The 4,245-nt window shown below is 75.7% G+C and carries 4 protein-coding genes and 1 pseudogene; 1 reads left to right on the top strand and 4 read right to left on the bottom strand.

The window, feature by feature from the left end; translation table 11 throughout:
* The 3 genes and pseudogenes from ACWEQL_RS41310 to ACWEQL_RS41320 form a co-directional block, all read right to left on the bottom strand.
* Nucleotides 1–349: pseudogene (locus ACWEQL_RS41310) on the bottom strand (DNA-binding response regulator); the annotation flags it as partial.
* Nucleotides 350–612: 263 nt separating this feature from the next.
* Entirely contained in the window at nt 613–2,109 is a 1,497-nt protein-coding gene (locus ACWEQL_RS41315; protein WP_452156604.1) for a DHA2 family efflux MFS transporter permease subunit, read from the bottom strand.
* Between the two features lie 28 nt (nt 2,110–2,137).
* Nucleotides 2,138–2,719, bottom strand: a complete 582-nt coding sequence (locus tag ACWEQL_RS41320; protein WP_452156606.1) for an NADPH-dependent FMN reductase — start codon at nt 2,717–2,719, stop codon at nt 2,138–2,140.
* A gap of 156 nt (nt 2,720–2,875) precedes the next feature.
* On the opposite strand from ACWEQL_RS41320, the gene ACWEQL_RS41325 reads away from it, so the two are divergent.
* A complete protein-coding gene (locus ACWEQL_RS41325) occupies nt 2,876–3,568 on the top strand; it encodes a TetR/AcrR family transcriptional regulator (RefSeq protein WP_452156608.1) in 693 nt (230 codons plus the stop codon).
* A gap of 138 nt (nt 3,569–3,706) precedes the next feature.
* Here ACWEQL_RS41325 and ACWEQL_RS41330 read toward each other — a convergent pair.
* Nucleotides 3,707–4,245: NAD-dependent epimerase/dehydratase family protein (locus ACWEQL_RS41330; protein WP_452156610.1), on the bottom strand; the 539-nt coding region annotated here is incomplete at its 5' end.

Here is a 4,245-nt window from a genome sequence, read left to right on the forward strand (position 1 = left end):
CTGCCGGCCGGTGTGCCGGCAGGCGCCGCCGTACGGCCTCCGGCTGGCCGTCACCGGTCGGCCGGACGACCCGGCGCGGGCCCTGGGCGGCACCCTGCGCGACGGCGGGGCCCGGGACCGTACCGCCCGTGCCGCCGTGGGTGGCGGCGCCCTCGGCGCCCAGGTCGGCGTCGATCAGGACGACGTCGAAGGCCCGCCCCTCGATCGCGGCGCGCTCCAGCGCGCGTTCGGCCGCGGCCACGCTGCCGGCGGCGCCGACCTCGACGTCGGGCTCGGCGGCGAGCGCCGCGGCCAGTGCCTCGGCGAAGATCCGGTGGTCGTCGACCACCAGGACGCGGATCCGCCCCATCGTCACTTCTCCCCTGCTCGGCCCGGCCGCACGGCGGGGACCGCGACGCCGTCCCCGGACCGCCGTCCGGACACCCGCACCCGACCGGACCGCCCACGCCCGGTCATGCCACGGCTCCGACCCCCACCGGTACCGGATTCAGCGTACGGGGTGCGGGTCGGCCCGGTGGGGGTTCGGTGAAGTTTCGTCAGGAGGTGCGACATTGGCGCGAGTTCACCCATGGGGGCGGGTCCGGCGGGGTCGTGGGGTGCGGCCGGGCGCGGTCAGTCCCGCGGGGTGCGGCGGGGCAGCAGCAGGGCGGGCAGCAGCGCCAGGACGATCAGGGCGACCGCCCACCCGTAGGTGTCGCGGAAGGCCTCCGCGAGGGCCGGGGCGAGCGCCGTCCGGGCGGAGGCGTCCAGGGCGTGGACCGCCGCGAGCCCGCCGCCGTCCATCGCCGCACCCGGCAGCCGGTCGGCCAGCGCCCCGGTGAGCAGCACCGACATCAGCGCCGTCCCGGCCGAACCGCCCACCTGCTGGACGATGGTGGTCATGGTGCTGGCGGCCGGCACCTCCTCCGGCGCGACCCCCCGGGTCGCCGCGGCCATCGCGGGCATCATGGTCATCCCGACGCCGACGCCCATCACGGTCAGCGCGGCCACCAGCCGCCAGTACGGGGTGTCGGCGGCCAGCTGACCGGTGAAGGCGAGGAACCCGGTGGCGGCGACGGCGACCCCGGTGAGCACCACCCGGCCCGGGGCCACCCGGTCGACCAGCCGTCCGGCGAACCGCATGGTGAGGCCGGTCGCCAACGCCTGCGGGATGCCCAGCAGCCCGGCGCCGGTGGCGCTCTGGCCGCGGATCAGCTGGTAGTAGAGCGGCAGCAGCAGCATCGAGCCGAAGTAGCCGCCGACGAACAGGACGAGCGTCGCGGCCGGCGCGGCGAAGCTGCGCCGCCCCAGCAGCCGCAGGTCGAGCAGCGGCGCGGCGGTTCGCAGCGCCCGGACCACGAAGGCGGCCACCAGGGCCGCACCGGCCAGGACGGGCAGCAGGGCGGCGGGGGCGCCCAGGCCCCCGGCCTCGGCGCCGGTCGCCAGGCCGTAGATCAGCGCGGCCAGGCCCGGGGAGAGCATCAGCAGGCCCGGCAGGTCCAGCCGGCCGGCGGCCCGGGCGCCGCCGTCGCGGGGCAGCAGCCGGGCGGCGAGGAACAGGGCGAGCAGGCCGACCGGGAGGTTGACCAGGAAGATCCAGCGCCAGGAGGCCTGGTCGACCAGCCAGCCGCCCAGCACCGGGCCGGCCAGCGGCCCGACCAGGACGGGGATGCCCAGCACGCTCATGGTGCGCCCGGTGCGGCCGGGATCGGCGGCGCGGACCAGGACGGTCATCCCGACCGGCATCACCATGCCGCCGCCGAGCCCCTGGAGCACCCGGAAGGCGACCAGCGAGGGCGCGTCCCAGGCCGCCCCGGCGAGCACCGAGCCGAGCACGAACAGCGTGATCGCGGTCAGGTAGAGCCGCCGGGTGCCGAACCGTCCGATCGCCCAGGCGGTGACGGGCGTGACGGTGGCCAGCGCCAGCGTGTAGCCGGTGGTGACCCACTGGACGGTGGAGAGCGGGGCGTGGAAGCTCTCCGTGAGGTGGTCGAGGGCCACGTTGACGATCGTGGTGTCGAGGACGGTCATCAGCGAGCCGAGCACGACGACCGCACCGACGGCGGCGGTGCGCGGACCGGCCGGCCGCGGTGACGTCCCGGCGGGGCTGACTGCTGTGGCGGCACTCATGGCGGACCTCCCCCTGCCCGGCCGCGGCTCAGACGCCGTACGGGCGGATCCCGCGGGCCTCCCGCAGGGCCTGCGACCACCAGGTGAGCTGGTCGAGCATGCCCTTGGCGGCGCCGGCGGGGACGGTCGGGTCCAGCAGCCCGCCCGTCTCGTCGAAGAGCGACCAGGCGTTGTGGAGGCTGACGCTGTCGCGCACGGTGACCGCGTGCAGCTCGGCGAAGACCAGCCGCAGCTGCTCGACCGCCCGCAGCCCGCCGCCGAGGCCCCCGTACGAGACGAAGCCGACCGGCTTGGCCTGCCACTCGGCGCGGTGCCGGTCGAGGGCGTTCTTCAGGCCGGCCGGGAAGCTGTGGTTGTACTCGGGGGTGACCACCACGAAGGCGTCGGCCTCGGCGAGGCGGGCGGCCAGCGCGGCGGCCGCGTCGGCCCGTTCGGGGTCCGGCTGCTCGCCGAGCTGGGGCAGCGGGTGGTCGGCCAGGTCGATCAGGTCGAGGTCGAGGTCGCCGCGGGCCTCGGCGGTGCGGACGAACCAGTCGACCACGGTCGGGGCGAAGCGGCCGGGGCGGGTGCTGCCGACGATGACGGCGACGCGGTGCGGGGCGAGGGACATGGCGGACCTCCGGGGTGGTCGTGGCGGGCGGGTTGGGGCGCGTACGGCCCGCGGCCCGGCGTTCGCGCTCCGGGCCGATCGGACGGCACGTCAGGTAAAGTACAACGTGTATGGCAATGTGTACAACGGTGACTGTAATTTCCTGGAGGTGTTCCCATGACCGACCCCTCGACCGGCGCGGCAACCGACCCGGCGACCGGGACCGCGACCGGCCCCGGCTCGGCGGACCGGCCCCGGCGCGGACTCGCCGAGAAGCGCCGGGCCATCACCGGAGCCGCCCGCACGGTCTTCGGCCGGGACGGCTACAGCCGCGCGAGCATCGACGCGATCGCCGCCGAGGCCGGGGTCTCCACCCGCACCATCTACAACCACTTCGCCGGCAAGGAGGTGCTCTTCCGCACCGTCGTCCAGGAGAGCGCCGCCCAGGTCAGGGACGCCCAACTGGACATCATCGAGCGCCGGTTGGCGAAGGTCACCGACCTGGAGGAGGACCTCACCTCGCTCGCCCGGGGCTGGGTGGACCCGCTCACCGACTTCGCCGACCACTTCGCGCTGGTGCGCCAGATCCAGGCCGAGGTCGTCCACCTGCCGCCGGAGGTCCTGCACGCCTGGCAGGACACCGGCCCGCGCCCGGTCCACGCCGAACTCGCCCGTCGCTTCGCCGAACTCGGCGAGCGGGGCCTGCTGGACGTGCCCGACCCCGCCCGGGCCGCCCAGCACTTCACCCTGCTCACCGGCACCGAGATCACCCACCGCTCGTACTTCGGCGCCCAGCCGCTCCCCGAGGCGGAGGTCGAGGAGATCATCACCGCCGGCGTACGGGTCTTCCTGCGCGCCTACCGGGCCTGACCGGGGCCGACCGGGTCCGGGCCGTTCCCGGGATCCCCGGAGACCCCGGGAACGGCCCCCGGGAACGGCCCCCGGGAACGGCGGAGCGCCGCCCGCGGGTCGACGCGGACGGCGCTCGGCCGTGATCCGGGGTGAGGCCTACTGGCCGTTCTTCTCCAGGGTGAACTTCCAGGCGTCGGCGACGATGTCGTCGAGCTCCGGGCGGCGCGGGGTCCAGCCCAGGGCCTCGTGCGCGCGCTGCGCGGAGGCGACCAGGACGGCGGGGTCGCCCGCGCGCCGGCCGGCCATCTGGACGGGGATCTCGCGGCCGGTCACGCGCTTGACGGACTCGATGACCTCGCGGACGGAGAAGCCGCTGCCGTTGCCCAGGTTGCAGATCAGGTGCTCGCCCTGCTTGGCCGCGTCCAGCGCCAGCAGGTGGGCGTCGGCGAGGTCCGCGACATGGATGTAGTCGCGGATGCAGGTGCCGTCCGGGGTCGGGTAGTCGTCGCCGTAGACCGCGATGTGCGGGCGCTGGCCCAGCGCCGCCTGGAAGACCAGCGGGATCAGGTGCGACTCGGGGTCGTGGCGCTCGCCGTACGCGCCGTAGGCGCCGGCCACGTTGAAGTAGCGCAGCGAGACGGCGGCCAGGCCGTGGGCGACGGCCTCGCCGGTGATCAGGTGGTCCACGGCCAGCT

The organism is Kitasatospora sp. NPDC004240, assembly GCF_053603215.1.